Raw genomic sequence first — 14,934 nt, 5'->3', positions numbered from 1 at the left:
TCCGTAAACCGAACCGACAACGGACGTCTGCGGTCCCGCTCAAGGGGCGGGTGGGCGTCCTCAAACCGAACCAATAACGGACGTCTGTGGTCCCGCACGAGGGCGGGTGGACGTCCTCAAACAAACAACGGACGCCCACCAGCCCCCATGAGGGCTGGTGGACGTCCGTTGTTGGTTGCCTTCGAACGCCTATCGGCGCATCGGCTCCCGCCCGAACGGCTGGGACGGCCGCGGGTGGGTCGGCGTGGGCGGCACCGGCAGGGTCACCGGGTTGCCCAGCTTCAGGGTGTGAAGGTCACCGTGGTGCAGGATCTCGAGCTCGTCGGCGGGGTTGCGCTCGTGATCGCTGAGCAGGTAGGTGGCCTGCTTGCCGTCGGTCTCCACCCGCAGGCGCAGGCCCTTGTGGGTGATCGTGAAGGCGAGCCGGTCCAGACCGTCCGGAAGACGCGGCGCGAAGGCGAGAGTGCCCGTCGTGTCGCGCATTCCACCGAACCCGGCGACCAGTGACATCCAGGTCCCGGCCAGCGCGGCGATGTGCAGGCCGTTGGTGGTGTTGCTGTGCAGGTCGTGCAGGTCGGTGAGGGCGTTCTCGATGGTGTAGTCGTACGCCAGGCCCAGGTGCCCGACCTCGGCCGCCATCACCGACTGGGTGCACGCCGACAGCGACGAGTCGCGGACCGTGATCTTCTCGTAGTAGGCGAAGTTCGCGGCCTTCTGCTCCGGGGTGAACGCGTCGCCCCGCATCTGCATGGCCAGCACCAGGTCGGCCTGCTTGACCACCTGCATCCGGTACAGCTGGACGTAGGGCATGGTGAGCAGGAGCGGGTAGTCCTCCTCGGTGAGCGCCTCGAAGTCCATCACCGCGTGCTTGGTGAAGCCGTCGGCCTGCGGGTGCACGCCGAGCTTCTCGTCGAACGGGATGTACATCGAGTCGGCGCACTGCCGCCAGCCGCTGATCTCCTCGGAGTCGACCTCGAGCTTCTCGGCCTCGTCGGAGTACTCGGCCGCGGCGTTGGCCGCGGCCCGCAGGTTCCGCTGCGCCATCAGGTTCGTGTAGACGTTGTTGTCGGTGATCGCGCTGTACTCGTCCGGCCCGGTGACCCCGTCGATGCGGAACCAGCCGTCCCGGTCGAACTGGCCCAGAGAGCGCCACAGCCGGGCGGTCTCGACCAGCAGGGGCAGGCCGATCTCGCGGTCGAACTCGTCGTCCTCGGTGGCGCCGTGGTAGCGGATCACCGCGTCGGCGATGTCGGCGTTGATGTGGAACGCCGCGGTGCCGGCCGGCCAGTAGCCCGAGCACTCGTCCCCGTTGATCGTGCGCCACGGGAACGCCGCGCCCTTCAGGCCCAGCGTGGCGGCGCGGTCCTTGGCCTTCTGCAGCGTGCTGTGCCGCCAGCGCAGCGCGTCGGCGGCGGCCCGGGGAGCGGTGTGGATCAGCACCGGCAGGACGAAGGTCTCGGTGTCCCAGAAGCAGTGACCGTCGTAGCCGGGCCCGGTCAGGCCCTTGGCCGGGACCGGCCGCTGCTCCGCCCGGGCGCCCGCCTGGATGATGTGGAACAGCGCGAAACGCACCGCCTGCTGCAGCTCTTCGTCACCGTCGACCTCGACGTCGGCGCGCGCCCAGAACTCGTCCAGGTACTGCCGCTGCTCGGTGAGCAGGTCGTCCCAGCCGGTGTGGATGGCGCCGGTCAGACCGGCCGCCACCTGGTCCCGCAGGGCGGGCAGGGAACGCTGCGACGACCAGCCGTAGCTGACGAACTTGATCAGCCGCAGCTTCTGGCCGGGCTTCAGGGTGGCGGTGACCGTGAGCCGGCCCCAGTCGGGGCGCACGCCCCAGTTGGTGGAGACCTTGACGCCCTCGGGCACCTCGATCACGTGCTCGGCGGCCGCGGCCACCCGGCGGCCGCTGTGCCGGGTCTCGTGCACCAGGGTGATCCGGTTGCCGTTGCAGTCGTGCTCCAGCGCCTGCAGCGGGTTGTGCATGGCGGCGGCGACGCGCGGGTCGACCGAACCGCCCTCGGGCAGTTGCTCGTTGGCGACCAGTTCGGACTGCAGCACCACGCGGGCGGTCTCGTGCAGCGGCTCGACCTCGTAGGCGATCGCCATCACCGAGCGGTGGGTGAACGAGACCAGCCGGGTGGAGGTGACCCGTACCGCCTGGTCGGCGGGGGAGCGCCACTCCACCTCCCGGCGCAGCGTGCCGGCCCGCATGTCCAGCACCCGCTCGTGCTTGTCCAGGTGGCCGTAGCGCAGGTCGAAGGGCTCGTCGTCGACGAGCAGGCGGATCAGCTTGCCGTTGGTGACGTTGATGATCGTCTGACCGGACTCGGGGTAGCCGTAGCCGGCCTCTGCGTAGGGCAGCGGGCGGCGTTCGTAGACCGAGTTCAGGTACGTGCCGGGCAGGCCGTGCGGTTCGCCCTCGTCCAGGTTGCCCCGGATGCCGATGTGGCCGTTGGAGAGCGCGAAGACGGATTCGGTGGACCCCAGGTCGTCCAGGTGCAGCTCGGTCTCCCGGATGCACCACGGCTCGACGGTGAAAGCGGCTCGGCGGTTCATGCGCGGTTATCTATCAGTTGCGCCAGATCCGTCACCACAACGTCGGCCCCGTGCTCGACCAGGGCGGCCGCGTGGCCCACCCGGTCGACCCCGACGACGATGCCGAACTGTCCGGAACGCCCGGCTTCGACGCCGGCGATGGCGTCCTCGAAGACGGCGGCCTGGGCGGGCTCGAAGCCCAGCAGCCGGGCCCCGTGGATGAAGGTGTCGGGAGCGGGCTTGCCGTGCAGTCCGGCGGCGATCGCGGCCTGCGCGTCCACCCGGATCTCGACGAACTCGGCGATCCCGGTGACCTTCAGCACCTCGGCGGTGTTGGCGCTGGAGGAGACCACGGCCACGCGCAGCCCGGCGGCCCGCACGGCCTCCAGGTAGCGGAAGGTGCCGTCGAAGATCGTGACACCCTCCTTCGCGATCTTCTCGTGCACCAGGTTGTTCTTCCGGGTGCCGAGCCCGTTCACCGTCTCGGTGTCGGCGGAGTCCTCGGGGGTGCCCTCGGGCAGGACGATGTCGCGGGAGGCGAGGAAGCTTCGGGTGCCGTCCTGCCGGCGCTTGCCGTCGACGTACTTCACGTAGTCGGTGGCGATGTCGAACTCCCGGAAGGGCTCGCCCAGGCGGGCGGCGCGCTCGGCCAGGTAGGCGTCGAACATCTCCTTCCAGGCGGAGGCGTGCACCGAGGCGGTGTCGGTGAGCACTCCGTCCAGGTCGAAGAGACAGGCTTGGACGTGCTCGGGCAGGCCGACGTCAACCGGCCGCGCGATCTGCGGATCGGACATGTGCCCAAGCAGACCACAACGGACGCCCGCCCGCAGACGGGAGGAGCATCGTGTGCGGCGACGTTGCCCGATCGTTTCCCGCGCGGCGACCACCTGCGGCCCACCGGTCGCAATCGGCCCGTGGCGGCCCGGGCGGTGTCAGGATGGGCGGCATGGACCTGCCCGTGATGCCGCCGGTCAAGCCGATGCTGGCCAAGTCGGTGCCGAAGATCCCCGACGTCGGTCACGTCGAACCCAAGTGGGACGGCTTCCGGACGATCGTGTTCCGCGACGGCGACGAGGTGGAACTGGGCAGCCGCAACGAGAAGCCGATGACCCGGTACTTCCCGGAACTCGTCGAGGCGCTGCGGCAGAATCTGCCACCGCGCTGCGTGGTGGACGGGGAGATCGTCACCATCGTGGGTGACCGGCTGCAGTTCGAGGTGCTCCAGCAGCGCATCCACCCGGCGGCCAGCCGGATCCAGCTGCTGTCCGAGCAGACCCCGGCCTCGTTCATCGCCTTCGACCTGCTCGCCCTGGGCGACGAGAACCTGATGGAACAGCCGTTCTCGCAACGGCGGGCCCGTCTGGTCGAGGCCCTGTCGGCCGCGAAGGCGCCGGTCTACTGCACCCCGGCCACCACCGACCTGGACACCGGCCAGGAGTGGTTCGGGATGTTCGAGGGGGCCGGTCTGGACGGGGTGGTGGCCAAGCCGTTGGACGGCCCCTACGAGCCCAACCAGCGTTCGATGTTCAAGATCAAGCACGCCCGCACGGCCGACTGCGTGGTGGCCGGGTTCCGCTGGCACAAGAGCGGCCCGATCGTCGGCTCGCTGCTGCTGGGGCTCTACCGGGAGGACGGCTCGCTGCAGCACGTGGGCGTGGCGGCGTCGTTCCCGATGGCCCGCCGGGCCGAGCTGGTGCAGGAGCTGGAGCCGTACCGGATGGCGGTGGAGGACCTCGGCACCCATCCGTGGGGCAAGTGGGCCGAGGCGCAGGCGCACGAGCACCAGCGGATGCCGGGCAACGTCTCGCGCTGGAACTCGACCAAGGACCTGTCGTTCGTGCCGCTGCGGCCGGACCTGGTGGTGGAGGTGGCGTACGACCAGATGGAGGGCGACCGGTTCCGGCACACCGCCCAGTTCCGGCGCTGGCGTACCGATCGCACGCCGGACAGCTGCGGTTACGAGCAGCTGGAGCGGCCGGTGAACTTCCGGCTGGAAGACGTGTTGTCGCCGGTCGGGTCGAAGGCGCCGAAGATCGTGGGCGATTAGTTCCGGGGGGCGGCACGGTCTCCAGTTCGAACCAGACCGACGAGAGGACGACGGTGGCGGCCAAGAACGCGGCGGTGCAGATCGAGGTCGGGGAACGTTCGGTGCGGTTGTCCAGTCCGGACCGGGTGCTCTGGCCGGAGGTGGGCCTGACCAAGAAGGACCTGGCCGAGTACGTGGTCGCCGTGGGCCCGGCGCTGCTGCGGGCGATCGGTGACCGGCCGGTCTCGCTGGAGCGCTTCCCCGAAGGTGTGGACGGAGAACGGTTCTACTCCAAGAACCCGCCCCGCGGGGTGCCGGACTACGCCCGCTCGGTGAAGGTGACCTACCCCAGCGGGCGCAGCCATCCGCAGCTGGTGGTGGACGAGGTGGCCACCGCGGTTTGGGCGGTGCAGATGAACACCCTCACCCTGCACCCCTGGCCGGTGCGCACAGCCAACACCGACAACCCCGACGAGCTGCGCCTCGACCTCGACCCGCAGCCCGGCCGCGACTACGCCGACGCCGTGCAGGCCGCCCTCCAGTTGCGTGACCTGCTGAAAGAACTGGGCCTGACCGGCTACGTGAAGAGCTCCGGCAACCGCGGCGTCCACGTGTTCACCCCGATCCGCCCCGAGCACGAGTTCCTCGACGTCCGGCACGCCGCCATCGGGATCGGCCGGGAGCTCGAACGCCGGGCGCCCGACCTGGTCACGATGGCCTGGTGGAAGGAGGAGCGCGGCGAGCGCATCTTCGTCGACTTCAACCAGTGCACCCGCGACCGCACGATGGCCGGCGCCTACAGCCCCCGTCCGCTGCCGCACGCCCCCGTCTCCACCCCGCTCAGCTGGGACGAACTGCCCGAGGTAGACCCGAAAACCCTTACCGTGCGCACGGTTCCCCAGTTGCTGGCTGACCGGGGCGACCCGTGGGAGGGTATGCACGAGAGCGCCGGAGACATTGCGCCGGCCCTGGAGCTGTGGCGGCAGGACGTGGAAGAGCGCGGCCTGGGCGAACTTCCCTTCCCGCCCGACTACCCCAAGATGCCTGGCGAGCCGAAACGCGCCCGCCCCAGCGTGTCTCGGGCTGACACGGAGGGCATCGCCGACCGGGACTGGTACGCCGACCCGAAGCGATGGGACGGGGACAAGCCGAAGGAGTGAGTCAGGTCAGGCTGTCGCGGGGGTCGGCGTCGCCGTAGAAGCGGCGCCACAGGACGGTCAGTTCTTGACGGAACTCCTCGTCGGTGTCGAAGTCCCAGTCGGTGTGGCGCTCGAATTCCTCGGGAGTGAGCCGGCCGGTGAGGCTTTTGGCGAAGCCTCGCCGGAAGCTTTCCCGGCGCTCAGGGATCCGGACCCGCGAGACTGCTTCGACGAACTCGGTCTCCCAGTCCCGGCCGAGCGCGTTGATGTTCATCATGGTCGCGGCGAAGTCCAGGAAAACTTCGACGTCCTCGTCGTTCGCCACGATCAGTCCTTCGGCCTCGGGTACATGGTCCTCAGACGGTAGACCCCGGCGGTGTCCTGCCAGAAGGCCGCGAACACCGTGCCGTCGGTGAAATCGACCATGGTGGGGGGAGCGCTGCCCGGCGGGTCGCCGGTGGGGTGGGCTCGCGTGCCGTTGCGTCGGACACCTCTGACGTGCTGGCGGTAGTCCGGGCCGTAGACCGACGCCAGAGGAATTTCGGCGCGGATGTGCCCCATGCCGGTGGCCTCGTCCTGTTGCCTTGCATCCCTGAACGCCTGGCTGGCCGTGATCGCGTCATAGGCCTTGACGAATGCCTCTTCCGAGGTGAACTTGGTGGCTTCTCTCCCGCACTTGTGTCGGCGGCCGCTTTCCCCGTCGGTGGTGCTCCCGGTCATCGGATCGATCCCCCTTGCAGCCTCGAGGTCGGCCTCCACCTCGTCCTGGATCTCCCCGCACTGCTGCCTCGTCTCCAGCAACGACGTGACCAGGCCCTGTAGCCGCTCGGCCAGGTGTTCCGCACCTACCTGCCGGGCCTGCTCCAAGGCGTCGTCGACGTCGGCGGCCGCGCCGTCCAGTGCCGTTACGGCCTCGTCGAGCCGCGCGGCGATCGTCTCCAGGTCGTCGCCCACCTCGGGGTAGGACCGGTCCTGACGTATCCGCTCGAGAACCGGTGCCGCTGCGCGCAGGCCCGACACCAGCGTCTTCAGTTCGGTCTCGACCCCCTCGAGCACCTGCTGGGCCGCGCCGTAACCCCAGGCCAGGCCGTCCCAGCCGTGTTCCTGGGCGCCCTCCGCCAGGGCCTCGGCCAGCTCGCCCGCGTCGTGCGCATCCCGGCCGTACCGCACCACGTCCTTGATGACGTCGGTGAGGGCGCGGGCGGTCACCGTGCCTTTACTACTCGTAACAGTGCGAAGGTGACAAGGGGAGTGCCACCCCCGGAGGAGACGCCCAGTCACGATCCAGCGGCGGATGGCTGACGTAGCGCAGTCGTTCGGGTACTGGGCTATAAGCTCGACGGGTGACCGGTCCGACTGACTCCGAGATCCTCCAGCGCGCCCCGAAGGTCCTGCTGCACGACCATCTGGACGGTGGGCTCAGACCCTCCACGGTCGCCGGGATCGCCGCCGAGATCGGCCATGAACTGCCCGTCTCCGACCCGGCCGAGCTGGGCAAGTGGTTCCGGCGCAGTGCCGACTCCGGTTCCCTGGAGCGCTACCTCGAGACGTTCGTGCACACCGTCGCCGTGATGCAGCGCCGGCAGGACCTGGTGCGGGTGGCCCGGGAGGCCGCGCTCGACCTGGCCGCCGACGGTGTGGTCTACGCCGAGATCCGTTATGCACCCGAGCAGCACCTCGAGGGCGGGCTCGACCTCGACGAGGTGGTCACCGCCGTCGCCGAGGGTCTGGCCGAGGGCGAGAAGGAAGCCGCTGCCGCCGGTACCCCGATCCGCACCGGTCAGCTGGTCACCGCCATGCGGCACGCGGCCCGCAGCCGGGAGATCGCCGAGCTGGCCGAGCGGCACCGGGACAACGGGGTGGTCGGGTTCGACATCGCCGGGGCCGAGGCCGGCTTCCCGCCCTCGCGGCACCTGGACGCCTTCGACTACCTGCACGAGGCGAACATGCACGTCACCATCCACGCCGGGGAGGCCTTCGGGCTGCCCAGCATCTGGGAGGCGGTGCAGGTGTGCGGCGCCGACCGGCTCGGGCACGGCGTGCGGATCATGGACGACATCGAGGTGATCGGCGGCCGGGACGAGTACGGCCGCCCGGCCGCGAAGCTCGGCCGGCTGGCCGGCTGGGTGCGCGACAAGCGCATCCCGCTGGAACTCTGCCCGACCAGCAACGTGCAGACCGGCGCCGCCAGCAGCGTCGCCGAGCACCCGATCGGCCTGCTCAAGGACCTGCGGTTCCGGGTCACCGTGAACACCGACAACCGGCTGATGTCCGGCACGTCGATGACCCGTGAGATGACCGGTCTCGTGCAACAGGCGGGCTGGACGCTCGAAGACCTACGATGGGTCACGATTAATGCACTAAAGAGTGCTTTTATCCCGTTCGACGAACGGCTTGCGCTGATCGAGGGCGTCGTGAAGCCCGGGTACGCGCAGCTGGGCGCGTCCTGAGCAGTCCGAGCCCGGATGTGAGCCTGATCTGAGCCTGAGGGAGGAGTGAGGGTGGCGTACCGGCCGGCCCGCTTCCCGGGCTCCCGGCGCGTGCTCGCCGCGGACGCGGTGGCCCGCTACGACCTGCGCCGGACCATGATGGCCCGGCTGCTGGCCGCCAACCCCGCGTTGTCGCTGCTGGTGCTGGTCGGCGACGTGGAGATGGAAGAGCTCGACCTGGAGCCGCACGGCGGCGCCGATGCAGTGTCGGCCGCCTTCACCCGGCCCGAGCCCGAGGTGCACGGGCTGATCATCGTGGGCGGTCTGCGGGTCGACCGGGCGGTGCAGCACCCCCGCTCCACCACCGGCATGTCGCTGTACGTCCTGGGCGACCTGCAGGCGCGCAACGTGGCGATCAGCGGGCTGGAACTCGTGGTGCGCGGCGACGTGCAGGTCTCCGAGGTCTTCGCCGGGGCCGGCCCGTCCGGCGGGGCCCGGCTGGACGGTGACGTGGCGGCCAAGCTGCTGGTCTCCGACGCCTTCCCGATGCTGGTCGGGGGTGCGCTGAAGGCCCCGGTGCTGGAGAACGGCCGCACCCGGATCGGGGTGGTCGACGGGCCCGGGGTGCGCGAGGCCCGGGGCGAGGTGCTGCCCTCGCTGGTCCTCGACTCCACGGTGCTGGAGAACGGCGACGAGTTCTCCTGGCCCCGGCTGCGGGCCGCGATCGGCGCCGGCCGGGCCAGCCTGACCGCCGACTACCTCACCGGCCGCACCAATCTGGAGTCGATGCGCGAGCTGCGCCGGCTCGAGGCCGAGATCGAGGTGGTGCTGGCCGAGCACCGCTACGCCCGCGGCGCCGAGCTGCTGCGCAAGGCCCGGGCCCTGGGCGCGCCGCGGCAGGAGACCGGGCTGAAGCTGGCCGACGCGATCTACCGGGTGCACCACGGCACCGGCAGCCGGGAGGCCCTGGCCGAGGCGCTGGAACTGCTCGACGAGGCGCTCGGCCCGCGGCCCGACCCGGCCGCGGTGATGGCCCACCCGCAGGCCCTGCTGCAGCGCGCGGCCATCCTGCTGCAACTGCGCGAGCACGACGACGAGGCGTTCGAGCAGGCCTGGCGCGACTGCTCGCTGGCCGCGGTGACGATGCCGGCGCCGGAGCGGGCCGGGATCGCCGGGCTGATGGGGCAGTGGCTGTTCACCCGGCACCGCTACGACGAGTGCGTGCCCTACCTGCGTCAGGCCCTGGCCGCCGACGGCGAGGACGGCGCCCAGCACGGCCGGCTGGCCCGGGCGCTGTGGATGCTCGACCGTGAGGCCGAGGCCCTGCCGCACGCCACCCGCTCGCTGGAACTGAATCCCGCCGACGACCGGATGTGGTTCGTCCGCGGCAAGTGCCAGCAGGTGCTGGGCGAGGTCGAGGAGGCCCGGCTGGACCTGAGCACCTACCTCGACCTGCACCCGGACGACGACCTGGCGGTCGAGGCGCTGATCGTGATCCACCTCGACGCGCAGGACACCGACGCGGCCGTGGAGAACGCCCTGCAGTTCATCGAGCAGCACCCCGAGATCGACGGCGCCCCGGCCCGTTTCGGCCGCCTGCTGCACCTGCGCGGGCACTACGACCTGGCCGTGCCGCTGCTGCGCCGGGCGATGCAGACGCATCCGGAAGACGCCACGATCGTGCGCGACCTGGCGGTGGCGCTGAACGAGAGCGGGCACGACCACACCGGTCTGGACACCGCGCTGCGCCGGGTCGAGATCGACCCGGACGGCGACCATCTGGCCTACCTGCGGGCCGAGGTGAACCTGGCGCTGTCCGACCCGAACGCGGCCGAGGACGACCTGGAGGACTACCTGCGGCGGTTCCCCGAGGCGGCCCGGGCGATGGCCTCGCTGGCCGGGATCCGCCTGCTCCAGCTGCGTCCGGCCGATGCCGAGAAGCTGCTGGAGAGTGCCCGCGAGCTGGCGCCGGACGACTACTACGTCGAGACCGTCATCGAGAAGGCCGGTTTCGCCGAGAAGATCGACCTGACCGGCCCCCCGTCCGCCGCCGTGGTGCTACCGGCAGAGGGCGAGAGGCCCGCCGTGACTCAGCTTTCGTTCCGGGACGCGGGCTACCGCCGCCACACGCCCTAGGAAACCCGGACGCCCAGGGCCTGCTGCACGTCGGCGGTGATCCGGGCCAGCCGCTCGGCCGCCGCCTCGCGGGCGGCCGCGACCGAGTCGCCATCGGCCGGAACCACCACTTCCAGATAGCATTTCAGCTTGGGCTCGGTGCCGCTGGGGCGCACGATCACCCGGTCGCCGTCGGCGGTGCGGTAGCGCAGGCCGGGGGTGCCGGGCAGGCCGTCCACCCCTTCGGACAGGTCTTCGGCCGACTTCACCACGCTGCCGGCCAGGGTGGCGGGCGGGCGCTGGGTGATCCGCTCGAGCATCGTGGCGATCTCGGCCAGATCCTGCACCCGTACCGAGAACTGGTCGGTGGCGTGCAGGCCGTGGCGCCGGGCCAGGTCGTCCAGGGCGTCGAGCAGGCTGCGCCCCTGAGCCCGCAGCTCGGCCGCGTACTCGGCGATCAGCAGGGCGGCGCTGATGCCGTCCTTGTCGCGCACCGAGGCCGGGGCCACGCAGTAGCCCAGCGCCTCCTCGTAGGCGTAGGACAGCTCCGGCACCCGGGCCAGCCACTTGAAACCGGTCAGCGTCTCGCGGTGCTCGGCGCCGTGCGCCCGGGCGATCCGGGCCAGCAGCTGCGAGGACACGATCGAGCTGGCCACCACCGCGGACCCGGTGCCGCGGCGGCCGAGCAGGTACTCACCCAGCAGGGCGCCCACCTCGTCGCCGCGCAGCATCCGCCAGCCGGCCTGGTCCGGCACGGCCACGGCGCACCGGTCGGCGTCCGGGTCGTTGGCGATGATCAGGTGGGCCTTGCGCGCGCGGGCCGCAGCCAGCGCGAGGTCGAGGGCGCCCGGTTCCTCGGGGTTGGGGAAGCTCACGGTGGGGAAGGCGGCGTCCGGGGCAGCCTGCTCGGCAACCACGTGCAGGGCCGGGAAACCGGCCGCCGCGAAGGCCCGGACCGCGGTGTCTCCGCCGACGCCGTGCAGCGGGGTGAGAACGATGTCGATGTCCCGGGCCGCTCCCGGGGTGAGCACCGCGGCGACCGATTCCAGGTACTCGTCCACGATCTGCTCGCCGACCTGCTCCCAGCCGTCCAGGGCCATCGGCACGTCGATCGCCGGGGCCACGTGGGCGATCTGGTGGGCGATCAGGTCGTCGACCGGCGGGACGATCTGCGCGCCGCTGCCGGGGGAGGAGTCGGCCCGGCCACCCAGGTAGACCTTGTAACCGTTGTCCTGCGGCGGGTTGTGGCTGGCGGTGACCATGATGCCTGCGTCGGCGCCGAGCCGGCGCAGAGCGAAGGCCAGGACCGGGGTGGGCAACGGCCCCGGCAGCAGCTGGGCCACACAACCCGCGGCGGTGAGCACCGCGCAGGTGTCGCGGGCGAAGGTGTCGGAGTCGGTGCGGGCGTCGTACCCCACCACCACCCTCGGCGCCTCTGGCTTGACCACTTGGTGCAGGTACGCCGCGATCCCGGCCGCGGCCCGGATGACGACAGCCCGGTTCATCCGGTTCGGCCCGGCCCCCAGTGCGCCCCGCAGACCTGCGGTACCGAACTGGAGCGAGCCGGAGAAGCGCTGTGCGAGATCGTCGCGCGCTGTCCCGGAGACCGTGGAGTCGCCGGAGGTGACCAGCTCGATCAGCCGGTCCACCTCGAGCCGGGTACGGGGGTCGGGGTCCGCGTCCCGCCAGTGCGTCGCGCGGTCGACCAGACCGGCGAGCTCGGTTTCGTCCACACCGGAAACTTACCTGGTCGCCATCCCCTGGACGGGTACCGGACGGTTGTTGTGACCGGAACGGCTGATCTTTCCGGGTGAAAGGGGCGTGGCGGGCGCCACAACCGGCCGATTTCGACCCTACTGAACACGACTTGAGGACGCCGGTGGCCGCCTCAGGTGGCCACCGACGTCCTCAGGCGTCTCAGAGCCGGCGGACGACCTCGGCCAGCATCGAGCCGACCCGCTGGGCGGCGGCCCGCCCCTCGGCGAGCACCTCCTCGTGGCTCAGCGGCTGGCCGGAGATGCCCGCGGCCAGGTTGGTGACCAGCGAGATGCCGAGGATCTCCAGGCCCGCCTCGCGGGCCGCGATGGCCTCCAGGGCGGTGGACATGCCGACCAGGTCGGCGCCCAGCCGGCCGGCCATACGCACCTCGGCCGGGGTCTCGTAGTGCGGGCCCCGGAACTGCGCGTAGACGCCCTCGGGGAGGTCGGGCTGGACCTCCCGGCAGACCGCGCGCAGCCGGCTGGAGTACAGGTCGGTCAGGTCGACGAAGGTGGCGCCCTCGAGCGGGCTGGCCCCGGTCAGGTTGATGTGGTCGCTGATCAGCACCGGTGTTCCGGGAGGCCACTCGGGGTTCAGCCCGCCGCAGCCGTTGGTCAGCACCACCATCGAGCAGCCGGCCGCCGCCGCGGTGCGCACGCCGTGCGCCACCGCCCGTACGCCCTTGTTCTCGTAGTAGTGCGTGCGGCTGCCCAGGATCAGCGCGTGCTTGGGGGCCGCCGACGACCCCTCGGGCGCGGCGATCCGGACCGAGCGCAGCTGGCCGACGTGGCCGGGCACCCCGGAGACCGAGAATCCGGGGACCTCGGTGGCCGGGATCTCGGCCAGGGTCTCGCCCAGCAGGTCGGCGGCCGGGGCCCAGCCGGAGCCGAGCACCAGGGCCACGTCGTGCTTCTCGATGCCGGTGAGTTCGAAGAGCCGGGCGGCGGCGAGCTCGGCCGTCTCCTTGGGCGAGGTCTCGTGCGTGGTCATGGAGTTCACCGCTCGTTCGGGGGAAGGTGCTCAGGGGTGTCGCTGGACTGGCAGGGGCGCGCGCGCAGGTTGTGCACGTAGTCGTCGGGGGCGCCGCCGGCCTCGGCCGCGTCGGCCAGCATGCCCAGGTAGTGCGCGGCGGGCAGGCCGCCCTCGTACGCGTCGAGCACGTGCACCCAGGCGACCACGTCACCGTCGAGCGTGTGCACCCGGACATGGATCTTGCGGGACAGCCCGGTGGCCAGGCCCTCCCACTCGTCCAGGGCCTGCTCGTCGCCGGGGGTCACGTCGTAGACGCTGACGTAGACCTGGGCGGACGGATCCTCCACCAGGGTGGCCAGGGCCCCGTCGACGGCGTTCGGCACCTCGGCGAAGGTGAGGCGCCAGCCGGTGATCCATCCGAGCCCACGCAACGGCGAGTGCGGCGCCCGCAGCGCCATTCGCTCCGGGTCGAGGTTCGCGCCGTAGGCGGCGTAGAGATCCATGGAGGACAGGGTAGAGATTCCCGCCCGTCCCCATGCAAACGCCTGGCCTGCTGTCCTGGGGGACAATGACCGGGTGAGCGCGAAGAGCAGAATTGTCATCGTCGGCGGCGGGCCCGGCGGGTACGAGGCCGCGCTGGTGGCGGCGCAGCTCGGCGCCGACGTCACGGTGGTCGACCGGGACGGGCTGGGCGGGGCCGCGGTCCTGACCGACGTGGTGCCCAGCAAGACCCTGATCGCCACCGCCGACGTGCTGGCCACGGTCGGCGGCTCGCGGCAGCTCGGCATCCGCGGCCTGGGCCGGGTGCAGGCCGACCTCGCCGCGGTCAACCGCCGGGTCAAGGGCCTGGCCCGGGCCCAGTCGAAAGACATCCAGCGCCGCCTGGAGGCCGAGGGGGTGCGCATCGTCCAGGGGCAGGGGGTCCTCGACGGGCCCTCCCGGGTGAAGGTCGGCGATCTGGTGATCGAGGCCGACACGCTGCTGATCTCCACCGGTGCCAGCCCGCGCGAGCTGCCCGACGCCATGCCCGACGGCGAGCGGGTGCTCAACTGGAAGCAGCTGTACGACCTGGAGGAGCTGCCCGAGCGGCTGATCGTGGTCGGGTCCGGGGTCACCGGGGCCGAGTTCGCCAGCGCCTACCACGCCCTCGGCGCCGGGGTCGCCCTGGTCTCCAGCCGCGATCGGGTGCTGCCCGGAGAAGATGCGGACGCCGCCGAGGTGCTGGAGCACGTGTTCCGGCGCGGCGGTATGGAGGTGCTGTCCCGCTCGCGCGCGCAGAGCGTCAAGCGCACCGATGCCGGCGTGGTGGTCACGCTCTCCGACGGGCGCACGGTCGAGGGGTCGCACTGCCTGATGGCCGTCGGGGCCGTTCCGAACACCGCCGGTCTGGGGCTTGAGGAGGCCGGCGTCCGGCTGAGTCCTTCCGGGCACATCGAGGTGGACCGGGTCTCGCGCACGAGTGTCCGCGGTATCTACGCCGCCGGTGACTGCACCGGCGTGTTCCCGCTGGCCTCGGTGGCGGCGATGCAGGGCCGGAAGGCGATGCACCACGTGCTCGGTGACGCGGTCTCCCCGCTGGAGCTGCGCCTGGTCAGCTCGAACGTGTTCACCTCACCGGAGATCGCCACCGTCGGCGTCACCCAGACCCAGGTCGACGGAGGGCTGGAGGCGGTGGCGGTGAAGCTGCCGCTGGCCACCAACCCCCGGGCCAAGATGCAGGGCATCCACGACGGTTTCGTGAAGCTGTTCGCCTCGCCGTCGGGGCGGGTGCTCGGTGGCACGGTGGTCGCGCCGCGCGCGTCCGAGCTGATCCACCCCATCGCGCTGGCGGTCTCGGCCCGGCTGACGGTCGACGAGGTGGCCGCGGTGTTCACGGTCTACCCGTCGATCTCCGGCTCGGTGGCCGAGGCGGCCCGGCAACTGCACACGAGCTGAACGGCAACCGGAGGACGTCGGTGGG

Annotated in this window: 12 protein-coding genes; 5 read left to right on the top strand and 7 right to left on the bottom strand. The window is 71.3% G+C overall.

Annotation, left to right across the window (positions count from 1 at the left end; translation table 11 throughout):
- Positions 1 to 189: 189 nt before the first annotated feature.
- Together QSK18_RS00385 and QSK18_RS00380 are read right to left on the bottom strand one after the other, a co-directional pair.
- Entirely contained in the window at positions 190 to 2,556 is a 2,367-nt protein-coding gene (locus QSK18_RS00385; protein ID WP_232811393.1) for a glycoside hydrolase family 65 protein, read from the bottom strand.
- Positions 2,553 to 3,329, bottom strand: coding sequence for a beta-phosphoglucomutase family hydrolase (locus QSK18_RS00380; protein WP_285616256.1), 777 nt, complete (start codon positions 3,327 to 3,329; stop codon positions 2,553 to 2,555). The genes QSK18_RS00385 and QSK18_RS00380 overlap by 4 nt, the downstream gene beginning before the upstream one ends.
- A gap of 152 nt (positions 3,330 to 3,481) precedes the next feature.
- Here QSK18_RS00380 and QSK18_RS00375 point away from each other — a divergent pair, with 152 nt between their 5' ends.
- Together QSK18_RS00375 and ligD are read left to right on the top strand one after the other, a co-directional pair.
- Positions 3,482 to 4,582, top strand: a complete 1,101-nt coding sequence (locus tag QSK18_RS00375; RefSeq protein WP_285616255.1) for an ATP-dependent DNA ligase — start codon at positions 3,482 to 3,484, stop codon at positions 4,580 to 4,582.
- A gap of 53 nt (positions 4,583 to 4,635) precedes the next feature.
- Complete coding sequence (gene ligD / locus QSK18_RS00370; protein WP_232811396.1) at positions 4,636 to 5,721, top strand: non-homologous end-joining DNA ligase; 1,086 nt, start codon at positions 4,636 to 4,638, stop codon at positions 5,719 to 5,721.
- Between the two features lies 1 nt (position 5,722).
- Here ligD and QSK18_RS00365 read toward each other — a convergent pair whose 3' ends face one another.
- Together QSK18_RS00365 and QSK18_RS00360 are read right to left on the bottom strand one after the other, a co-directional pair.
- On the bottom strand, positions 5,723 to 6,025 hold the full coding sequence (locus QSK18_RS00365; RefSeq protein ID WP_232811397.1) for a hypothetical protein: 303 nt from the start codon (positions 6,023 to 6,025) through the stop codon (positions 5,723 to 5,725).
- 2 nt (positions 6,026 to 6,027) lie between these two features.
- The gene (locus tag QSK18_RS00360) at positions 6,028 to 6,909 is read right to left on the bottom strand and encodes a hypothetical protein (protein ID WP_285616254.1); all 882 of its coding nucleotides are present in this window, start codon (positions 6,907 to 6,909) and stop codon (positions 6,028 to 6,030) included.
- A gap of 134 nt (positions 6,910 to 7,043) precedes the next feature.
- Here QSK18_RS00360 and QSK18_RS00355 point away from each other — a divergent pair, with 134 nt between their 5' ends.
- Together QSK18_RS00355 and QSK18_RS00350 are read left to right on the top strand one after the other, a co-directional pair.
- Positions 7,044 to 8,150 carry an adenosine deaminase gene (locus tag QSK18_RS00355; RefSeq protein WP_285616253.1) on the top strand — a complete coding sequence of 369 codons (1,107 nt, stop codon included), beginning with the start codon at positions 7,044 to 7,046 and terminating at the stop codon, positions 8,148 to 8,150.
- A gap of 51 nt (positions 8,151 to 8,201) precedes the next feature.
- The gene (locus QSK18_RS00350; protein ID WP_285616252.1) at positions 8,202 to 10,265 is read left to right on the top strand and encodes a tetratricopeptide repeat protein; all 2,064 of its coding nucleotides are present in this window, start codon (positions 8,202 to 8,204) and stop codon (positions 10,263 to 10,265) included.
- On the opposite strand, the gene QSK18_RS00345 is transcribed toward QSK18_RS00350, so the two are convergent.
- From QSK18_RS00345 to QSK18_RS00335, 3 genes are all read right to left on the bottom strand, one after another.
- Positions 10,262 to 11,977, bottom strand: coding sequence for a phospho-sugar mutase (locus tag QSK18_RS00345; RefSeq protein ID WP_285616251.1), 1,716 nt, complete (start codon positions 11,975 to 11,977; stop codon positions 10,262 to 10,264). The two genes, QSK18_RS00350 and QSK18_RS00345, sit on opposite strands and share 4 nt — an antisense overlap.
- 184 nt (positions 11,978 to 12,161) lie before the next feature.
- The gene (locus QSK18_RS00340; RefSeq protein WP_285616250.1) at positions 12,162 to 12,992 is read right to left on the bottom strand and encodes a purine-nucleoside phosphorylase; all 831 of its coding nucleotides are present in this window, start codon (positions 12,990 to 12,992) and stop codon (positions 12,162 to 12,164) included.
- Positions 12,993 to 12,997: 5 nt separating this feature from the next.
- A complete protein-coding gene (locus QSK18_RS00335) occupies positions 12,998 to 13,477 on the bottom strand; it encodes a gamma-glutamylcyclotransferase family protein (RefSeq protein WP_232811403.1) in 480 nt (159 codons plus the stop codon).
- A gap of 73 nt (positions 13,478 to 13,550) precedes the next feature.
- Between QSK18_RS00335 and QSK18_RS00330 the strand changes: the two genes are divergently transcribed.
- Complete coding sequence (locus QSK18_RS00330) at positions 13,551 to 14,909, top strand: NAD(P)H-quinone dehydrogenase (RefSeq protein ID WP_285616249.1); 1,359 nt, start codon at positions 13,551 to 13,553, stop codon at positions 14,907 to 14,909.
- Positions 14,910 to 14,934 lie beyond the last annotated feature (25 nt).

Source organism: Kineosporia sp. NBRC 101677 (genome assembly GCF_030269265.1).
Taxonomy (GTDB): domain Bacteria; phylum Actinomycetota; class Actinomycetes; order Actinomycetales; family Kineosporiaceae; genus Kineosporia; species Kineosporia rhizophila.
This window is presented reverse-complemented; position numbering and strand designations above follow the sequence as displayed.

What these genes read in the sequence shown, in the direction of transcription:
- QSK18_RS00335 (WP_232811403.1), bottom strand. Translation starts at nt 13,477, where the DNA reads ATGGATCTCTACGCCGCCTACGGCGCGAACCTCGACCCGGAGCGAATG.
- QSK18_RS00375 (WP_285616255.1), top strand. Translation starts at nt 3,482, where the DNA reads ATGGACCTGCCCGTGATGCCGCCGGTCAAGCCGATGCTGGCCAAGTCG.
- QSK18_RS00340 (WP_285616250.1), bottom strand. Translation starts at nt 12,992, where the DNA reads ATGACCACGCACGAGACCTCGCCCAAGGAGACGGCCGAGCTCGCCGCC.
- QSK18_RS00385 (WP_232811393.1), bottom strand. Translation starts at nt 2,556, where the DNA reads ATGAACCGCCGAGCCGCTTTCACCGTCGAGCCGTGGTGCATCCGGGAG.
- QSK18_RS00380 (WP_285616256.1), bottom strand. Translation starts at nt 3,329, where the DNA reads ATGTCCGATCCGCAGATCGCGCGGCCGGTTGACGTCGGCCTGCCCGAG.